This window comes from Micromonospora mangrovicola, assembly GCF_047200535.1.
Lineage (GTDB): Bacteria > Actinomycetota > Actinomycetes > Mycobacteriales > Micromonosporaceae > Micromonospora.
Genome location: NZ_JBJZOG010000039.1, coordinates 41,257 through 59,339 on the forward strand (window position 1 = coordinate 41,257; position 18,083 = coordinate 59,339).

The window sequence follows — 18,083 nt, forward strand, 5'->3', positions numbered from 1 at the left end:
TGTGCGTCGTCGTCGGCGGCGGACCCGCCACCGATCGAGAGACATTCCCGCGAATCGTCGGCTTCAACGTCGCCGACGCCGAACGCGGGCCGGGACGCCCCTCGGAACGCCTCACCCGGTGTGCCGGAGCACCACCAGGGCCCGGTCGTCGTCCGCCGCCGGCAGGTCCCGCAGCAGCGCGTCGGCGATCGCCTCCACCGGCTCGTCGCGCACCGCGACCAGGGCCCGGTGCAGCGCTGCCACGCCCTCGTCGTACGGCTTGTCGCGCCGCTCCACCAGCCCATCGGTGTACGCCACCAGCAGGTCGCCGGGTTCGAACGGCACGGTGGTCACCGCCATCGGCGCGTCGACCAGGCCCAGCGGCCGCGCGTTGGGCGTCTGCACGGTCCGCGGTTCCTGACCGGCGGGCACCAGCACCGGGTGCGGGTGCCCGGCCCGCAGCACGTGCGCCGACCGGTTCGCCGGGTCGACCACGACGATGAGGCAGGTGCCCAGGAAGCCGACGCCGAGCAGCTCGGTCAGCCGGAGGAACACCTCCTCCAGCGGGACGCCCAGCCGGATCAGGGTGTTGAGCACCGTGCGCAGCTGCGCCATGTCGGCGGCCGCCTCGACCTGGTGGCCGACCACGTCACCGACCACCACGGCGTGCCGGTGGTCGTCCTGCCGGACCAGGTCGTACCAGTCGCCACCGAGGTGCAGGCCGGTCATGGCCGGCTGGTAGCGGGTGGCGATCTCCAGCCCGTCCGGGGTGGTCAGGGCGGAGCTGCGCAGCCGCCCGGCCAGCCGGGTCACCAGGTTGTGCTCGGCGGCGGCGAGGCGGACCCGTTCCAGGGTCTGCTCGCACAGGTCGGCGATGGTGTCCAGCAGCGCCAGGTCGCTGTCCCGCAGCGGCCGCTCCCGCAGCCAACCGAAGGCCAGCCCGGCGATCGGCTGGCGCTGCGCGTCGAACAGCGGCAGCGCGACCGTGGTGACCAGGCCGTGCGCGCCGACCGGGTCGGGCAGGTCGGGGAACCGGGCGGCGAACTCGGCGCGGTCGCGCAGGACGATCCGTTCGCCGTCGCGCAGCGCCCGGACGATCGGCCGCGGGTCGTCGATGGTGAGGTCGTCGAACGTGGCGGAGAGGCTCTCCGGCACGTCGTGGTACCAGAGCCGGACCAGCCGGCCCTCGTCCCGCATGGCCAGCCCGGGCAGCACCGCCCCGAGCGCGGTCGGCGCCGCGTCGAGGATCACGTCGATCGCCTCCGCGGTCGACCGGGTCACGCTCAGCCGGGCCGCAAACTCCGCCATCGCCTGCGCCGAGCCGGTCAGCTCGGCGCGCTGCAACGCCTGGCTGCACAGCCCGGCCACCGCGTCCAGCAGGTTGCGCAGCGCCTCGTCGTCGTCGACCGGCCGGGCCCAGCGCACCTCCAGCGCGCCCAGCGCGCCGCCGTCGCCGTACCGCAGGGGCAGGCAGACGCCCGTGGTCCGGTCACCCCCGCCGGCCGGCGAAAGCGCGGTGTTCTCGCGTACGGCCCGGGCCAGCGGCTCGTCGGCGTCGAGCGGGAGCGGCCCGGCCGGGGAGTCCCCGCCGGCCAGGTCGAGCACGGTGACGCCCGGCCGGGCGATCGCCACCCGCAGCGTCGTGGCGTCCACCACCGCCGGGGCCACGGTGGTCATCACGTCCACGATGGCCGGCCGCCCCCGGGCCGAGCTGAGCGCCCCGGCCAGCCGTGCGAGGGCCTCCGCCTGCCGCAGCGCCCGCTGCCGATCGCTGACGTCCCGCGCCACGGTGGCCACGAAGGCGGTGGTGTCCCGCCCGTCGCCGGTGGTCACCGTGAAGGTCTGGTGGTCCACGTCGAGCTGCTCGCCGGTGTCCAGCCGGAGCAGCCGGCTCTCCGCCCGGTGGTGGCCCTCCCGCAGCGCGGTCGGGATCAGCTCGGTGCGCCACAGCTCGCGGACGTCCGGGGCGGCGAAGTCGACCAACGCGAGCCCGTCCACCCGGTCGGCGTCGCCGAGCCCGACCAGCGCCCGGCCGGCCGGGTTGACGTAGACGGCCCGGCCGTCGGGGGTGGCCACCGCGATGAAGTCGGCGGAGCGTTCCACCAACGCCTGGAACAGCCGCAGCTCCGCCTGGGCGGCCCGCTCCGCGCTCAGGTCCAGGGCGTACGCCAGCCAGCGCAGCGGCTCGCGGTGCAACGCCACCAAGCCGATCTGCACCGGCACCCGGTGCCCGGCGGCGTGCAGGTACTCCTTGTCGAAGGCCCGGGCCCGGCCGGTCTCGGCCAGCTCGACCAGGGCCCGCGCATCCGCCTCCTCCCAGCCGGGGGGCGTGATCGCGGGCCAGCTCAGCCGCCCCCGGGCGACGTCCTCGGGGGTGTAGCCGAGCATCGCCAGGAACGCCTCGTTCGCCTCGGTGATCCGCTCGTCCTCGCCGCCGAACACGGCGAGCACGTCGGTGGCGGCGAGCCGTTCGTACCGGGCCCGCTCGGTGCCCAGCGCCTCCAGCAGCCGGGTACGTTCGGTGACGTCCACGACGCTGACGCCGAGCCCGACCAGCTCGTCGGTGGCGCTGATCCGGATCGGGAAGTAGCTGGCCACCGTGCGCCGTGGCGCGTCCGCGGGGCCGTGGGTGAACTCGACGCCGACCAGCGGGCCGTCCGCCAGGGCCCGGCGCATCAGCTCCTCGATCCGCGCACCGTGCTCCGGCACCATTTCCGCCGGCCGCCGACCCAGATGCGCCGCCGCCGGCGCGTGGTTCATCAGCGCGAGCGCCGGGTTGACCTGGACGTAGCGCAGCTCGGTGTCGACCAGGCCGAACCCGACCGGGGCGCTGTCCAGCAACGCCCGGCTGATCGCGTCGGTCCGCCGCCGTTCGGCCAGCGCCTCCGCCCGGCGGTGCTCCGCCTGGTAGGCCCGGGCCCCGGCGAGGGCGGTGCCGACATGCCCGGCCAGCAGCTCCATGAACGAGAGGTAGTCGGCGTCGACCGGGCGGCGCGGGTTGAACCCGGTGACCAGGACCGCTGTCGGGGCGGCCCCGCCGGACTCGGGCACCGGCACCAGGGCCACCTTCGGCCCGCCCGGCCGGTCCGCGTCGGCCGGGTCGAAGGGGACCACCCGCGGCTTCCCGCTCGCCAGCACCTCGGCCATCGGCCAGGACTCCGCGGCGCCCGGCGGGGGCTCGACGTCACTGCCGGCGACCAGCCGCGGGCCCGCCTCGCCGGCCAGATGGAGCCGGACGAACGGCACCGAGGCGCTGCCGGCCAGGGCCTTGACCGTGCGCCGGCCCACCTCGTCCGGCTCGGTCACGTCCACCAGCGCTCCGACGAGGGTGGTGAGCAGCCGCAGCCGGCGGTCGCCGACCACTCGGTCGGTGGTTTCGGTGACGGTGGTGAGGACCCCGCCCGGGGTGCCGGACTCGTCGAGGACCGGGCTGTACGAGTAGGTGAACCAGCACTCCTCCACGAAGCCGGAGCGGTCGAGCAGCAGCGGCTGGTCCTCGTGCCAGGTGGCGCCCCGGCCGGCCAGCACGCCGGTGACCATCGGCCCGATGACGTCCCACCGCTCCGGCCACACCTCGGCTGCCGGCCGGCCCAACGCGCCGTGCCGGCCGCCGAGGAGCGGCAGGTACGCGTCGTTGTGGAGCACCAGCAGCTCCTCACCCCACCAGAGCAGCATCGGCACGGGGGAGTGCAGGCAGACGGTCACGGCGGTCCGCAGGCTCTGCGGCCAGGAGTCGATCGGGCCGAGCGGGGTGCCGGACCAGTCGAGGGCGGCGATCGCGGCACCCGTCTCCCCGCCGGTGGCGAGGATGTCCAGCCACCGGGGGCCGTCCGGCGGGGTGTCGTGCACCGGGACCTCCGCTCGGCATCGGGCGCGTCGGCAGTACCCGGAAACGTACCAGCGCGGCGGCGGTCAGCGCGGTTCTTGATCTTGCCGGGATCCCGGGGCGCGGACAAACGGCGCAGCGGGTCGGCTACCCGGCCGGCGGCCGGGCAGTTGCGCCGAGCGACCGCGACGGCGGGGTGCGCCGTGCGACGCTGAACCGGAGGCGGGACGTACGTCTGGAGGTGCGCCATGGCCGCGACACCGCGGGTCGACTTCGCGCTCGACACGTACGAGTGCATCGTGCTCTACCCGGGTCCGTCCGGCCGGGCCCTGCCGGAGGAGACGGTGCAGCGCCTGCAGGCCGAGCACCTCCAGCACATGCGCGCGCTGCAGCGACGGGGCGTCATCCTGATCGACGGCTCGGTGGACGGCCCGGCCCGCGAGCCGGACCCGCCGATCGGCTTCGGCCTGGCCCGTACCGGCTCGGTGGACGACGTACGCAGCGTGATGGAGGCCGACCCGGCGGTGCAGGCCGGGCTCTACCGGGTGGACGTGCTGACCTTCCTCTGCCCGGCCGGTTCGCTGGAGTTCCCCCTCGCCAAGACGCAGAGCTGACCCCTGCCGGGCGGCCGAACCGGAGCCGCGCCCGCCGTCCCGGCCGTCGCCCTCGTCGATGCGCCGGCACCGGCGCGCCCGGCCCCGGCCGCAGGCGGCCCGGGAGCACCGCGTCGGGGGATGCGGGCGGGCGGTACCATTTCCGCCGCGCGGTCGCCGTTGCCCGCCGCTCACGACGTTCCGGTGCGGTTGTTCCGCCCGCTGCGCGGATTTCGCGCGTCGTCGGACAATGTTCCGCAGTCCGAAAGGGGTCGGCCGGCAGGTCGACCCGGAGGAGAGACTAGCCTGATGGGCGTGACACGCCGCGCGAAGATCGTCTGCACACTCGGCCCCGCCACCTCTTCCCCCGAGCGCATCCGGGGCCTGGTCGAAGCGGGCATGAACGTGGCGAGGCTCAACTTCAGCCACGGCAGTCACGCCGACCACGAGGCGGTGTACCGGCTGGTCCGCGAGACCGCCGACGCCGCCGGCCGGCCGGTCGCGGTGCTCGCCGACCTGCAGGGCCCGAAGATCCGGCTCGGCCGGTTCGCCGACGGCCCGCACGAGTGGCGCACCGGCGACTCCGTCGTGATCACCGGCGACGACATCCTCGGCACCAAGGAGCGGGTCTCCTGCACGTACCGGAAGCTGCCGCAGGAGGTGAAGCCCGGGGACCGGCTGCTGATCGACGACGGCCGGGTGGCGGTCGAGGTCAGCGACGTCACCGGCAACGACATCCGCTGCCTGGTCACCGAGGGCGGCCCGGTCTCCAACAACAAGGGCGTCTCGCTGCCGAACGTCGCGGTCAGCGTGCCGGCCCTGTCCGACAAGGATGCCGAGGACCTGCGCTTCGCCCTGGGCCTGGGTGTCGACCTGATCGCCCTCTCCTTCGTCCGCTCGCCCGAGGACATCAAGCTGGTCCACGCGATCATGGACGAGGAGGGCGTGCGCCGCCCGGTGCTGGCCAAGGTCGAGAAGCCGGAGGCGGTCGACCACCTGGAGGCGATCGTGCTCGCCTTCGACGGCGTCATGGTCGCCCGCGGCGACCTCGGCGTCGAGTTGCCGCTCGATCAGGTCCCGTTGGTGCAGAAGCGCGCGGTGCAGCTCTGCCGGGAGAACGCCAAGCCGGTCATCGTGGCCACCCAGATGCTCGACTCCATGATCGAGAATTCGCGGCCCACCCGCGCCGAGGCCTCGGACGTGGCCAACGCGGTGCTCGACGGCGCGGACGCGGTGATGCTCTCCGGCGAGACCAGCGTCGGCAAGTACCCGGTGCTCACGGTGAGCACCATGGCCAAGATCATCCAGACCACCGAGTCCGGCTCGATCGCCGTCCCGCGGCTCCAGCACGACCCGCGTACGCACGGCGGCGCCCTCACCGTCGGCGCGTCCTCGATCGCCCGGGCCATCGGCGCGAAGGCCCTGGTGGCCTTCTCGCAGACCGGCGACACCGTCAAGCGGCTCGCCCGGCTGCACTGCGACCTGCCGCTGCTGGCCTTCACGCCGGTGCCCGAGGTGCGCAACCAGCTCGCCCTCTCCTGGGGCGTCGAGACGTTCCTGATGCCGTTCGTCGAGCACACCGACGACATGTTCCGCCAGGTCGACCAGGCGCTGCTGGGCCTCAACCGGGCCAACCCCGGCGACCACGTGGTGATCGTGGCGGGTTCCCCGCCCGGCACCCCCGGCTCCACCAACACCCTGCGCGTGCACCAGCTCGGCTCGCTGGTCGACGCCGCCTCCGCGCGGGCCCTCCAGTGAGCGCGCGGAGTGCGCCGGTCCGGCGAGCCCCGCAGGCGCGAATCGAGGTGACGCAGTGACCGGGCGTCCGGCGGCGACCGGCCAGGCCGCGGTCGACCAGCTGCTGGAGGTGCTGGACCTCGAGCACACGGGCGAGATGAGCTTCCGGGGGATCAGCCCCCCGGTGGGTCCGCAGCGGGTATACGGCGGCCAGGTCGCCGGACAGGCCCTGGTCGCCGCCGGGCGCACCGTCGACCCGGAGCGCTTCGTGCACTCCCTGCACGGCTACTTCGTCCGGCCCGGCGACCCGGCCGAGCCCATCGACTACCAGGTGGAGAACGTCCGCGACGGCCGCTCCTTCTCGGTGCGCCGCTCGGTCGCGCTCCAGCACGACAAGCCGATCTTCTTCATGTCGGCCTCGTTCCAGCGGCAGGAGGAGGGGCTCGACCACCACGCGCCGGCCCCGCTCGACGTGCCCGGTCCGGACGAGGTGCCGACCATGGCCGACCGGCTCTCCCGCTACCCGGAGCGGCTGGGCATCTGGGGTCAGATCCCGCGCCCGATGGACGTCCGCTATCTCGGCGAGCCCGGCTGGGTACGCCCCGGCGACCGTCCCGCCGAGCCGCACCAGCGGGTCTGGATGCGTCTCGACGGCAAGCTCCCGGACGATCCGCTGCTGCACGCCTGCGCCCTGACGTACGCCTCCGACCTGACCCTGCTCGACTCGGTGCTGTCCGTGCACGGCGAGGTCTGGGGTCCGGGCGGGGTGGTGGGCGCGAGCCTGGACCACGCGTTGTGGTTCCACCGCTCGTTCCGCGCCGACGAGTGGTTCCTCTACGACTGCTGGAGCCCGTCCGCCTCCGGCGCGCGGGGCCTGGCCACCGGCCGGATGTTCACCACCGACGGCCGGCACATCGCCAGCGCCGTGCAGGAGGGGTTGCTGCGTCGCGTGGGCGCCTGACCGGCGCGGGCGGGCCCGTTCGGCCGCGGGGCGCGGAACCCGGCACCAGAGCCGCCGACTAATCTTGCCGGCATGCGTCTCTCCGCCCGGGTCGACTACGCCCTCCGCGCGTCCGCCGAGCTGGCCTCGGTGGCCGACGGCGCGGCGGCCGGACGGAGCCGTCCAGTGACCGCCGAGCAGATCGCCCGCAGCCAGGAGATCCCGCCGAAGTTCCTGGAGAGCATCCTGCTCCAGCTGCGCCGGGGCGGCATCGTGCAGGCCCAGCGCGGTCCCGAGGGCGGCTACTGGCTGGCCCGGCCGGCGTCGGAGATCTCTCTGGCCGAGGTGATCCGGGTGATCGACGGGCCACTGGCGCACATCCGGGGCCAGCGCCCCGAGCAGCTCGGCTACCAGGGCGCCGCCCGCGCCCTGCAGGACGTGTGGATCGCCCTGCGCGCCAGTGAGCGGGAGATCCTCGAACTGGTCACCCTCGCGGATGTGGCCGGCGGGACGCTGCCGGCCCGGGTCAACGAGCTGGCCGCCGACCCGGCCGCCTGGAGCTGACCGCCCCGGCCAGCGGGCCCCACCTCACCTCACCCGGCGTCCCACCAGTCGGATGGAGGATTGACCCGGAGCACCCCCGTGCCGCATTGTCGACCAAGTCGATAGGAGATGCCGAGAAGTCGGGGGGCGCCCGTGCGCAAGCTGCTGATCCTCGCCCTGGTCGGGCTCGCCGCGCAGCTGGTCGACGGCGCGCTGGGCATGGCGTACGGACTCACCTCCTCGACGCTGCTGCTCTTCGCCGGGGTGGCGCCGGCCGCCGCGTCCGCCTCGGTGCACCTGGCCGAGATCGGCACCACCCTCGCGGCCGGCCTCTCGCACTGGCGCTTCGGCAACATCGACTGGCGGGTGGTCGCCCGGATCGCGCTGCCCGGCGCGGTCGGCGCGTTCGCCGGCGCCACCCTCCTCAGCGCCATCTCCACCGAGGCCGCCGCGCCGTGGATGGCCGCCATCCTGTTCAGCCTCGGCGCGTACCTCCTGGTCCGCTTCTCCCGGCCGCTGCGCGCGAACCGGTCCGCCGGCCGCCTGCGCGGCCGCTTCCTCGCCCCGCTCGGGCTGGTCGCCGGCTTCGTCGACGCCACCGGCGGCGGGGGCTGGGGCCCGGTGGCCACCCCGGCGCTGCTGGTCTCCGGCCGGCTGGAGCCGCGCAAGGTCATCGGCTCGGTCGACGCCGCCGAGTTCGTGGTCGCCGGTGCCGCCAGCGCCGGGTTCCTCATCGGCCTCGGCGCGGAGGGCTTCCTGCTCGGCACCGTGGCGGCGCTGCTGGTCGGTGGCCTGGTCGCCGCTCCGATCGCTGCCTGGCTGGTCCGGAGCGTCCCCGCCCAACTGCTCGGCGCCGCCATCGGCGGGGTGATCGTGCTGACCAACGCCCGTACCCTGCTGCGCGCCGGCGAGCTGGGTGGCCCGGTCCCGGCCGTGGTCTACGCGGTGCTCGGCGCCGGCTGGCTGGTCGCGCTGGCGCTGGCCGTCCGGGCACTGCGCCGGGTTCGCCGGGCCCGGGCCGTCGCCCAGGCCGCCCTCGCCGCCACGCCGCCCGGCGGCACGCCGGTCGCCGGCAGCGCGTCCGCGGGCGCACCGGCCGACGCGGACACCCCGGCGGCCGCTCGCCGGCTCGCCGCCGCCGTCGATTCCTGAGCCCGGGGCGTCCCCCGCCCGCCCTACCCGGCGCGCGCCGCCCGGCCGGGTGGGCGGGCTGGTCCGGCGTCCGGCGGGTCGAGTCGCGGGCGATGGGGCTCGGCGTGCCGGGCCGCCCCGACGGGTGTGGGCGTCGTGCGGGAGGAAAGCGTTGTCCTACGCTGCTCCCGCGCAGCCGAATCACCGACGTCGATCAGTAACGTCCCTCGTCATCGCGGTACCTCCTCCGCCGGCCCGGGCAGGCCGGCGCGCCACGTCGCGTGCCCGCCCTGTCGTGAAAGGCATCCTCGTGCACCCCATCACCCCACGTCGCCGCACCGCGCTGCTCGCCGCGGCCGCGGCGACCACCCTCGTCGCCGGCGCCCTCACCACGGTCGCCGCCTCGGCTGCCGGGTCGACTACCGGGTCACCAACCAGTGCGGCGGCGGCTTCGGGGCCGACGTCACCGTCACCAACCTCGGCGAGCCGGTGAACGGCTGGACCCACCTGGGCCTGGCCCGCCGGCCAGCAGGTCACCCGGGTGTGGAACGCCACCGTCACCCAGTCCGGCGCCCAGGTCAGTGCCCGCGACGCCGGCTGGAACGCCGCCATCGGCACCGGCGGCACCGCGAACTTCGGCTTCAACGGGTCGTGGAACGACGTCAGCAACCCGGACCCGACCAGCTTCGCGCTGAACGGCACCACCTGCACCGGCGCGACCACGCCGACCACCGCCACGCCCACCTCGGCGTCGCCGACCACCGATCCGCCCACCACCCCGCCGCCCACCATTCCGCCGCCCGGTGCGAAGCAGATGGAGAAGCTCGACCGGGGTCTGATCAGCGTCCGCTCCGGCAACGGCAACCTGGTCTCCTGGCGGCTGCTCGGCACCGACACCGCCGGGGTGTCGTTCAACCTGTACCGCGGCTCCACCAAGGTCAACAGCAGCCCGCTCACCGGCGCCACCAGCTACCTCGACAACGGCGCCGCCGCCGGTACGGCCTACACGGCGCGGCCGGTGGTCGACGGCGTCGAGCAGGCGGCGTCCGCCCCGGCGCTCCAGTTCGCGAGCGGCTACCTGGACGTGCCGATCCAGGCCCCGCCGGGCGGCACCACCCCGACCGGGGAGGCGTACACCTACTCCGCGAACGACGCCAGCGTCGGCACCCGCTCCGGCACCGGCCAGGTGATCGGCTCGACCTCGGCCGACTACCGCAATTCCGGCGGCTACGTGCTCTCCGGACCCGAGTTCCTGACCATGTTCGACGGCCGCACCGGCGCCGCCCTCTCCACCGTGAACTACGACCCGCCGCGCGGCACCGTCTCGTCCTGGGGCGACTCGTACGGCAACCCGGTCGACCGCTTGCTCGCCGCCACCGCCTACCTCGACGGGCAGCGCCTTTCACTGATCATGGCGCGTGGCCACTACACCCGGGCGGTCGTCGCCGCCTGGGACTTCCGCAACGGCGCCCTGACCAGGCGCTGGACCTTCGACTCCAACGCCTCGGGCAACGGCGCCGCCGGGCAGGGCAACCACAGCCTCGCGGTGGCCGACGTCGACAGCGACGGTCGGCAGGAGATCGTGTACGGCGCGGTCGCCATTGACGACGACGGGCGGCTGCTCTGGTCCACCGGCAACGGCCACGGCGACGCGCTGCACGTCGGCGACCTCGACCCGGCCCGGGTCGGACTGGAGGTCTTCAAGGTCGACGAGGACGGCAGCAGGCCCATCTCCTGTGGATGGCCGACGCGCGCACCGGGCAGATCATCTGGCAGACCGCGTCGAACGGGGACAACGGCCGGGGCGTCTCCGACGACGCCTGGGCCGGCAGCCCCGGGGCCGGGTCGTCGTCCGCCGCCGTCGACCGGCCCGCTTCGCCGACGCCGGTCTGTCGACCAGCCCGGAAAGCAGGCACCGGGTCGCCGGCCGCGGAACCCGCTCCGCCGGCGACCCGGTGCACCACACCGCAGCATTCCCGACCCGTCCCGACCGGGAATGCCGTACCACCACCGGGGACAAAGCTATGCGCGCTCCGCGACGGTGGGGTGACGTGGCTATGAAGAGCGTGTTTCAGCCGTTCCGGCGCAGGCCACCGGCCACCTGCTCGGCGATCAGCTCGAACGAGCGGACCCGGTCGGCCCCGTCGTACACCATCGTGGTCAGCATCAGCTCGTCCGCGCCGGTGCGCTCCAGCAGCGCGCCGAGCTGCCGGGCCACCGTCTCCGGCGAACCGGTCGCCTGCCCCTCCCGACGCTGGGCCACGAACTCCCGCTCCAGCTCCGAGTACGGGTAGGCCGCCGCCTCCTCCGGCGTGGCGAGGGGCTCCGGCCGCCCCGAGCGCAGCTTCAGGAACGACAACCCGGCCGGTCCGGCCAGCCACTGCGCCCGCTCGTCGGTCTCGGCGCAGACCGCGTTGACCGCCACCATCGCGTACGGCTCGTCCAGCCACTGCGACGGCCGGAAGCTCTGCCGGTAGAGCTGGAGCGCGGGCAGCGTGTTCTGCGCGCTGAAGTGGTGCGCGAAGGAGAAGGGCAATCCGAGCAGCCCGGCGAGCTGGGCGCTGAACCCGCTCGACCCGAGCAGCCAGATCGCCGGCGACTGTCCCTTACCGGGGGTCGCGGTGATCGGGCCGGGCTCGGCGCCGCTGAAGTAGTTCATCAGGTCGGCCAGCTCGCGGGGGAAGTGCTCCGCCGACAGCCCCTCCATGCTCCGGCGCAACGCCAGCGCGGTGACCTGGTCGGTGCCCGGCGCCCGGCCGATGCCCAGGTCGATCCGGCCCGGGTGCAGCGCCTCCAGCGTGCCGAACTGCTCGGCCACCACCAGCGGCGCGTGGTTGGGCAGCATCACCCCGCCCGAACCGAGCCGGATCGTCGAGGTGTGCGCCGCCAGGTGGGCGAGCAGCACCGCCGGGGCGGAGCTGGCGATCGCCGGCATGTTGTGGTGCTCGGCCACCCAGAACCGGCGGTAGCCCAGCTCCTCGGTGCGGCGGGCCAGCTCGGTGGTGTGTGCCAGCGCCTCACCGGCGGACGCGCCGCGGGCCACCGGTGCAAGATCAAGAACAGACAACGGTACGTCGATCACGAGAACGCCCAACCCGTTTCGTGCCGGATTTGTTCCCGCCCCGCTGCCCCGCCTGGCCCGCCTGCCCCGGCACTCCGGGTGCGGCAAACCGGCCGGTCGGACCCCTGTCGACACCGCGATTTGCCGCGCACCGAGTCGATCACGGCTGGCTCAGCCCATGCCGCGCGCCTGCTCGAAGATCAGACTCGTCTGGGTGTGCTGCACGGCCGGATCCACCGCCAGGTGGTCCAGCACGAAGTCCCGCAGGGCGTCCCCGGACGCGGCCCGCACGTGCAGCACGTAGTCCTCCGCGCCGGCCACGTGGAACACCGACACCACCCCGGGCAGCCGTACCGACCGCGCCCGGAACGCGTCCACGGCCGCCCGTTCGTGCGCCGTCAGCCGCACGGACACCAGCGCCTGCAACGGCAGGCCCACCGCTGCCGGGTCCACCTCCGCGTGGAACCCGCGGATCGCCCCGCACTCGCGCAGCGCCCGGGTGCGGGTCAGACACGTCGACGGGGCCACCCCCACCCGTTCGGCAAGGGCGTTGTTCGGCAGCCGGCCGTCCGACGCCAACTCGGTCAGGATCGCGCGGTCGATGTCGTCCAGGGCCGCGAACGGCGGCCGTACATCATTCGGTGCGAGGGGCATGCCAGCATCCTCCACCGAACTTGCTGACATCGAAAGGGTGTACAGCAGAATCTTCTTCGTCTCTCTTGCCCCGCAGTGCTCTCATATTCGACGCTTCCGGTCATGACTGCCGTGGACACCAGAGCCGTGCACGCCGGGCGCGACGACCTCGCCGGACTCGGCGTCCACGTGCCACCCATCGATCTCTCCACCACCAACCCGCTGCCGTCGGTCGACGACGGCGGCGACGCGTACGAGACCCTCGCCACCGGCGGCACCCTGCCCGCCGGTGCCAGCGCGGTCTACCAGCGGCTCTGGAACCCCACCGTGGCCCGCTTCGAGACCGCCCTCGCCGAGCTCGAAGGCACCGCCGAAGCCGTCGCGTTCGCCAGCGGCATGGCCGCCCTCACCGCCACCCTGCTCGCCGCCACCCGTGACGGGAAGCGTCACGTCGTCGCCGTCCGTCCCCTCTACGGCGGCACCGACCACGTGCTCGCCACCGGCCTGCTCGGCACCGAGGTCACCTGGGCCCGGCCCGACGAGGTGGCGGCCGCCGTCCGCCCCGACACCGCCCTGGTCGTCGTCGAGACCCCGGCCAACCCCACCCTCGACCTCGTCGACATCGCCGCCCTCGCCGACGCCGCCGGCCACGTCCCGCTGCTCGTCGACAACACCGTCGCCACCCCGGTACTGCAGCGGCCGGCCCGGCACGGCGCCGCGCTCGTGCTGCACAGCGCCACCAAGAGCATCGGCGGCCACGGCGACGTCCTCGCCGGCGTCGTCGCCTGCGACACCGAGTGGGCGACCCGGCTGCGCCAGGTCCGCGCGGTCACCGGCGCCATCCTCCACCCGCTCGGCGCGTACCTGCTGCACCGCGGCCTGCAGACCCTGCCCCTGCGGGTCCGCGCCCAGCAGGCCGGCGCCGAGAAGATCGCCGCCTGGCTCGCCGGCCACCCGGCTGTCGAGCGGGTCCACCACCCGTCGCTGCACGACCCCGCCGGGCTGGTCGGCCGGCAGATGTCCGGGACGGGCAGCCTGCTCGCCTTCGAGGTACGCGGCGGCGCCGCGGCCGCGGCCGCCGTCGCCGGCGCCTGCCGGCTGCTCACTCACGCCGTCTCCCTCGGCGGGGTCGACACCCTGATCCAGCACCCGGCCTCGCTCACCCACCGGCCGGTCGAGGGTGAGGCCAAGCCGTGCGGTGGGCTGCTGCGTGTCTCCGTCGGCCTGGAGGACCCGGAGGACCTGCGAGCGGACCTGGAGCAGGCGCTGTCGGTCCTCTGACCGGCCTGGCGCACCACGGCGGCTGAATCGGCCTCAGGGCTTCGGGCCGACGTGCCGGTCCAGCGCGGCCACCGCGTCGCGACGGGCCACGGAGAGCGAGTTGCGGCGGTTCATGCTCCAGGCGATGCCGAGCAGGTCGAGCGCCCACCGGCAGAGGCCCATGATGTCCGACGACTCGTTGGTGAACAGGTAGCGCGGGTAGACGTACGACTTGCCGCGGACGGTCACCCGGTTGGCGAACCGGCAGCCGTCGGAGTGGAAGAGGCCCCGCAGGAAGTCGCCGGCGTGCTGCTCCGCGATCTTCCGTTGCCAGTCGGTCAGGACCATCGGGCGCTCGTGCTTCATACCCGGACCGTGCTGCGGAAACAGGCACGGCCAGTGCTTGCCGTAGCTCTGCACAGTGACGCAACCCTGTTGCTGCACGCGCTGCACCTTTTCCGCCAGCACGGCGCGCATGGCCCTCTCGCAGGCGTCGATCAGTCCGGGCCGACTGTTGCTGCAGGAGATCCTCAGGACCGGCACGCGGGCTGTGGTCACCAGGTGTCCGTCGCCCAGGCAGACACCGAGGAGGTAGGCGTAGGGAGCGAGATCTGTCGGGTCCGCGATGCCTGGGCGACACCGGAAGCAGCGCTGCGCCGTGCGCTGTCGCTTGGGCTCGGCCCGGGCTTTGCACCAGTGCCGGACGGTGGGACAGGAGACCCCGACGGCGCGGGCGGCCTCGGCGAGGGTCGCGCCGGCGAGGTACAGGCGTCGCGCCTGAGCACGTGTTTCAGGTGGATGCACGACGGCATTCTCGAACGCCCGTACGACGTTCCCGGTGCCCCCGGTGGGATTCGAACCCACACTGTCGATCTTTTGAGAATCGCGCCTCTGCCGGTTGGGCTACAGGGGCTTCTGTAGTTCGGCCCCATCAGGTTACCTACTAGGCTAGGGGCGGCGACACCCGGCACGGCGGGTGTCGGGTTCAAACTGGTGGGAGTGGCTCGTGGCCGAGACGGAGACCGAGCGCAGGCGCGTACTGATCGCCGAGGACGAGGCGCTCATCCGGCTGGACCTGGCCGAGATGCTGGTCGAAGAGGGCTACGAGGTGGTCGGCGAGGCGGGCGACGGCGAGACCGCCGTCAAGCTGGCCGAGGAGCTGAAACCGGATCTGGTCATCCTCGACATCAAGATGCCGATCATGGACGGCCTGGCCGCCGCCGAGCGGATCGCCGGTGCCCGGATCGCCCCGGTGATCATCCTCACCGCGTTCAGCCAGCGGGACCTGGTGGAGCGGGCGCGGGCGGCCGGCGCGATGGCGTACCTGGTCAAACCGTTCCAGAAGAGCGACCTGGTGCCGGCGGTGGAGATCGCGCTGTCGCGCTACTCGGAGATCGCCGCGCTGGAGGCGGAGGTCGCCGGCCTCAACGACCGGCTGGAGATCCGCAAGACCGTGGAGCGGGCCAAGGGCGCGCTGATGACCACGTACGGGATGACCGAGCCGCAGGCGTTCAAGTGGATCCAGCGCACCGCGATGGACCACCGAATGACCATGAAGGAGGTCGCCGAGCGGATCCTCGCGGAGACGGCCGGCGGCGAGGTGGCGCAGCCGGCCTCCTGACCCCCCGGACGGCGCCGTGGCCCGCGCCGCGCGGCGGGCCGGACGCGGACCCGCCCGTCGACGGGTTCCACGTGTCGTCGGTGGTCGATACGATCGCCGGCATGCGGCGTGGCGTGGCGGTGCTCGGCCTGCTCGTCGTGCTGCTCGCCGGCTGCCGCTCGGCCGGCCACCCGGCGCCCACGCCCGCCCCGGTGCGTCCGGCCTGGCAGCCGGTCACCCTGCCCGTCCCGCCCGGTGCGTCGGGTCGGCCGGCGCTGCGGGACGTCACCGTCTGTGACGGCCGCTGGTTCGTGGTGGGCGCGGTGGTGGACGGAGCCGGCACCACCCGTCCGGCCGCCTGGAGCAGCTCCGACGCGGTCACCTGGACCCCGCTGCGTCCGGTGCCGCGCAGCCCCTACGGCGAGGAGAACCTGCTGACCGCGGCGGGCTGCCGGGACGGCCGGCTGGCCGCGGTGGGCGGCAAGAGCGGCGGGGTGCACGGCAATCCCCGGATCAGCACCTGGCGCCAGGTCGCGGACGGCTCGCTGGTGGAGGTGCCGGCCGAGTTCGAGGTGTTCGGCGGCCCGGACGCGGTGAACGCGGGGCGGATCGCGGGCGGCCCGCGCGGGTGGTTGATCTCCGGTAACCGGGCCACCGGGGCGGCGGCCTGGGTGTCCCCGGACGGGACGGACTTCCAGCTGGTCAGCGCGCTGCCGCAGCTGGCCGCCGACGCGGCGGGGCGGCCCTGGGTGGCGGACGGCGCCGCGGTGCCGGCGGGCTGGCTCATGGTGGGTTCGGTGCTGCCGCCCGGGCGTACCGGGTCGGATCCGGTGGTGTGGACCTCCACGGACGGGCGCGGCTGGCGGCGCGCGGTGCTCTCCGCCGCGGACGGCTTCGAGGATCTCCAGCGGGTGGTCCGGGTGGGGGAGCGGACGGTGGCGGTGGGCCGGCGCGGTGACGGTCTGGGCGCCTGGCTGGGGGAAGCGGCCGGCTGGCGGGCCGGCGGTGGCTTCGGCGGCGCGGGGACGGACCGGCCGGCCCGGGTGTGGGGGCTGGCGGCGCGCTCCGACGGCGCCTTCGCGGTGGTCGCCGGTGGGGCGTCCGGGGCGGGCTGGTTCTCGCCGGACGGCGGGCGGTGGTCCCCGGTGGTGCTGCCCGTCGGGGTGCCGGCGAGCGCGGACCGGTCGGTGGCGGTGGCCGGTGCCGGTGACTCGGTGCTGCTGCTGGTGGACGACGGCTCGCGGGCCGCGGTGTGGGCGGCACGCGGGTCGTGGAGCCCCGACTGACCCTCCCACCAGCGTGTTTCCGGTGAGTGTCGGATGTCCGTTTTTCCCATGGGTCGGACCCGTGTGTTACAGCACATCTGTGAATCCGGCCACTCAACGTAACGGTTAGGTCAACCCCGTCGCGCAGGTCTACCCCAGCGCTCTCAGGTGGGATAACGTCCCGGCCCAGACCGGGATCGCGGTCGGTCCGGCCATTCCCCCGCAAGGTCCAATTCGACGTGGGTGGTCCGGGCCTTCGGACGGAGGAGGGTACGAGCCGTGAGGCAGAAGCTCGCACGGGTGCTCGGTGGTGTGGCCATCGGCGCGCTCGTTTTCAGTGGCGCGGCCTGCAAGGCCGACAGCGGCAGTGAGGCGGGCGGCGAGAAGGCCGCCTGTGACCTGAAGATCGGCTTCTTCGGCGCGCTGACGGGTGACGCTGCGGGTCTCGGTATCCACATGCGCAACGGCACCAAGCTGGCCATCGACGAGTACAACAAGGACAACAAGGACTGCCAGGTCAAGCTGGAGGAGTACGACTCCCAGGGCGACCCGGCGAAGGCCCCGGCGCTGGCCCAGCAGGCGGTCGGCGACACCAAGGTCGTCGGCATCATCGGCCCGGGCTTCTCCGGCGAGTCCGAGGTGGCCGACCCGATCTTCGACGAGGCCGGCCTGCCGACCATCACCCCGTCGGCGACCCGCCCGAGCCTGAGCACCAAGGGCTGGAAGGTCTTCCACCGGGGCGTCGGTAACGACACCTCCCAGGGCCCGGCCGCCGGCCGCTACATCAAGGACGTGCTGAAGGCCGAGAAGGTGTACGTCGTCGACGACCAGTCGGCGTACGGCGCCGGCCTGGCCGACGAGGTCAAGAAGGTCATCGGCACCCCGGCCGGCTACGACAAGATCCAGGTCAAGCAGACCAACTTCTCCGCCGTGGTCACCAAGATCCAGAGCAGCGGCGCGAGCGTGCTGTTCTTCGGTGGTTACTACACCGAGGCCGGTCTGCTGCTCAAGCAGCTCAAGAACGCGGGCTGGACGGGCACCATGGTCGCCGGTGACGGCGTCAACGACGCCAACTTCATCAAGGTCGCCGGTGACCAGGTCGCCGAGGGCACCGTCCTGACCTGCCCCTGCGCCCCGGCCACCAAGGCCAAGGGCAGCTTCGTGACCGACTACAAGACGGCGTTCAACACCGACCCGGGCACCTACGCCGACGTGTCGTACGACATCACGAAGATCATGCTGGAGGGCATCAAGTCCGGTAAGTCGAGCCGGGCCGACCTGAACTCCTTCATCACCAGCTACAGCGGCACCGGCGCCGCCACCGGCGTGACCTACAAGTTCGAGTCCAACGGTGAGCTGGACCCGGCCCAGGTCGTCGTCTGGGCGTTCAAGGTGAACGCGGGCCAGGTCGTCCCCGACATCGAGATCCCCAAGGCCTGACCGGTCCGTCCGGTCCCGCCAGGGACGCCAGGCGTGGGGGGGGGGGGGGGGGGTCCCCCCCCCCCCCCCCCCCCC

13 protein-coding genes, 1 tRNA gene and 2 pseudogenes are annotated in these 18,083 nt (G+C 73.8%); 10 read left to right on the plus strand and 6 right to left on the minus strand.

Features of this window, described 5'->3' with window-relative positions; translation table 11 throughout:
- Positions 1-111 precede the first annotated feature (111 nt).
- A complete protein-coding gene (locus ACL02O_RS17580) occupies positions 112-3,828 on the minus strand; it encodes a SpoIIE family protein phosphatase (RefSeq protein ID WP_412819163.1) in 3,717 nt (1,238 codons plus the stop codon).
- Positions 3,829-4,053: 225 nt separating this feature from the next.
- Here ACL02O_RS17580 and ACL02O_RS17585 point away from each other — a divergent pair, with 225 nt between their 5' ends.
- The 6 genes and pseudogenes from ACL02O_RS17585 to ACL02O_RS17610 all read left to right on the plus strand — a co-directional run.
- The gene (locus tag ACL02O_RS17585; protein ID WP_412819164.1) at positions 4,054-4,419 is read left to right on the plus strand and encodes a YciI family protein; all 366 of its coding nucleotides are present in this window, start codon (positions 4,054-4,056) and stop codon (positions 4,417-4,419) included.
- Between the two features lie 288 nt (positions 4,420-4,707).
- Positions 4,708-6,156: a pyruvate kinase gene (gene pyk, locus ACL02O_RS17590; protein WP_412819165.1), complete on the plus strand. Its 1,449-nt coding sequence runs from the start codon at positions 4,708-4,710 to the stop codon at positions 6,154-6,156.
- 55 nt (positions 6,157-6,211) lie between these two features.
- Positions 6,212-7,096, plus strand: coding sequence for an acyl-CoA thioesterase (locus ACL02O_RS17595; RefSeq protein WP_412819166.1), 885 nt, complete (start codon positions 6,212-6,214; stop codon positions 7,094-7,096).
- 72 nt (positions 7,097-7,168) lie between these two features.
- The gene (locus ACL02O_RS17600; RefSeq protein WP_412819167.1) at positions 7,169-7,639 is read left to right on the plus strand and encodes an RrF2 family transcriptional regulator; all 471 of its coding nucleotides are present in this window, start codon (positions 7,169-7,171) and stop codon (positions 7,637-7,639) included.
- Positions 7,640-7,771: 132 nt separating this feature from the next.
- Positions 7,772-8,770: a sulfite exporter TauE/SafE family protein gene (locus ACL02O_RS17605; protein WP_412819168.1), complete on the plus strand. Its 999-nt coding sequence runs from the start codon at positions 7,772-7,774 to the stop codon at positions 8,768-8,770.
- 289 nt (positions 8,771-9,059) lie between these two features.
- Positions 9,060-10,615: pseudogene (locus tag ACL02O_RS17610) on the plus strand (rhamnogalacturonan lyase family protein); the annotation flags it as partial.
- Between the two features lie 205 nt (positions 10,616-10,820).
- Here ACL02O_RS17610 and ACL02O_RS17615 read toward each other — a convergent pair.
- Positions 10,821-11,843 (minus strand): LLM class flavin-dependent oxidoreductase, encoded by a 1,023-nt coding sequence (locus tag ACL02O_RS17615; protein ID WP_412819169.1) that lies wholly within the window; start codon positions 11,841-11,843, stop codon positions 10,821-10,823.
- Between the two features lie 138 nt (positions 11,844-11,981).
- Positions 11,982-12,464: an Lrp/AsnC family transcriptional regulator gene (locus ACL02O_RS17620; protein WP_412819170.1), complete on the minus strand. Its 483-nt coding sequence runs from the start codon at positions 12,462-12,464 to the stop codon at positions 11,982-11,984.
- A 102-nt stretch (positions 12,465-12,566) separates the two neighbouring features.
- On the opposite strand from ACL02O_RS17620, the gene ACL02O_RS17625 reads away from it, so the two are divergent.
- Positions 12,567-13,724 (plus strand): trans-sulfuration enzyme family protein, encoded by a 1,158-nt coding sequence (locus ACL02O_RS17625; protein ID WP_412819171.1) that lies wholly within the window; start codon positions 12,567-12,569, stop codon positions 13,722-13,724.
- A 33-nt stretch (positions 13,725-13,757) separates the two neighbouring features.
- Here ACL02O_RS17625 and ACL02O_RS17630 read toward each other — a convergent pair whose 3' ends face one another.
- The 3 genes and pseudogenes from ACL02O_RS17630 to ACL02O_RS17640 all read right to left on the minus strand — a co-directional run bounded on the left by ACL02O_RS17630 (position 13,758) and on the right by ACL02O_RS17640 (position 14,616).
- Positions 13,758-14,069 (minus strand): hypothetical protein, encoded by a 312-nt coding sequence (locus ACL02O_RS17630; RefSeq protein ID WP_412819178.1) that lies wholly within the window; start codon positions 14,067-14,069, stop codon positions 13,758-13,760.
- A gap of 330 nt (positions 14,070-14,399) precedes the next feature.
- Positions 14,400-14,567: pseudogene (locus ACL02O_RS17635) on the minus strand (hypothetical protein); the annotation flags it as partial.
- A tRNA-Leu gene (locus ACL02O_RS17640) sits at positions 14,543-14,616 on the minus strand. The gene ACL02O_RS17640 and the pseudogene ACL02O_RS17635, both read right to left, overlap by 25 nt.
- 93 nt (positions 14,617-14,709) lie before the next feature.
- On the opposite strand from ACL02O_RS17640, the gene ACL02O_RS17645 reads away from it, so the two are divergent.
- The 3 genes from ACL02O_RS17645 (at position 14,710) to ACL02O_RS17655 (ending at position 18,008) form a co-directional block, all read left to right on the plus strand.
- Positions 14,710-15,324 carry an ANTAR domain-containing response regulator gene (locus tag ACL02O_RS17645; protein WP_412819172.1) on the plus strand — a complete coding sequence of 205 codons (615 nt, stop codon included), beginning with the start codon at positions 14,710-14,712 and terminating at the stop codon, positions 15,322-15,324.
- Positions 15,325-15,425: 101 nt separating this feature from the next.
- Complete coding sequence (locus ACL02O_RS17650; protein ID WP_412819173.1) at positions 15,426-16,589, plus strand: hypothetical protein; 1,164 nt, start codon at positions 15,426-15,428, stop codon at positions 16,587-16,589.
- A 258-nt stretch (positions 16,590-16,847) separates the two neighbouring features.
- Positions 16,848-18,008 carry a branched-chain amino acid ABC transporter substrate-binding protein gene (locus ACL02O_RS17655; protein ID WP_412819174.1) on the plus strand — a complete coding sequence of 387 codons (1,161 nt, stop codon included), beginning with the start codon at positions 16,848-16,850 and terminating at the stop codon, positions 18,006-18,008.
- The last annotated feature ends 75 nt before the right edge of the window (positions 18,009-18,083 follow it).